Origin of the sequence: Lentzea kentuckyensis (assembly GCF_002150765.1) — a bacterium.
Lineage (GTDB): Bacteria > Actinomycetota > Actinomycetes > Mycobacteriales > Pseudonocardiaceae > Lentzea > Lentzea kentuckyensis.
This window is the reverse complement of record NZ_MUYM01000082.1, coordinates 1-503: the sequence shown is the minus strand read 5'-3', so window position 1 is coordinate 503 and position 503 is coordinate 1. Positions and strand designations below refer to the sequence as shown.

The following is a 503-nucleotide window of genomic DNA, read 5'->3' as shown; positions in this document are numbered from 1 at the left end:
AACTGCGCTGGTAGTGGCCATGGGCCGCGTTCCGTCAGCGGGCGGCGAGCTCCATTTCGGAGCGGGCCGGCAGCGGCTCGGGCGTCGGGACGCCGCGGCGGACCGTGCCGCGCAGCAGCCACACCGCCAGCGCGATCAGCAGGCCGGCCACGCCCGAGGCGATGAACGCCGGCCGCGTGCCGAAGTGCTCGATCAGCTGACCGGACAGGCCCTGGCCGATGGCGAGGCCGACGGTCACCGAGGTGATCACCCAGCCGAACGCCTCCGCGGCCATGCCGGACGGCGTGACCTGCTCGATCGCCGCGGAGTGCGCGGTCGACTGCGGGGTGATCAGGGTGCCGACCAGGAACAGCGCCAGGCCGAGGCCCAGCAGCGAGGCCGGGATCGCCAGCAGGAACGCCAGCAGCGCGAAGCCGCCCAGCAGCACCGGCAGGCGCAGGTGCATCGGGCGCGGCCACGGGCGCATGCCGTAGAGCACGCCGAAGATCACCGAGCTGATCGAC

The 503-nt window shown here is 73.6% G+C and carries 1 protein-coding gene; it reads right to left on the bottom strand.

All coding sequences use genetic code 11. From position 1 onward, the window contains the following. Nucleotides 1–34: 34 nt before the first annotated feature. A partial coding sequence (locus B0F77_RS34025) for an MFS transporter (protein ID WP_143467033.1) occupies nt 35–503 on the bottom strand: 469 nt, incomplete at its 5' end.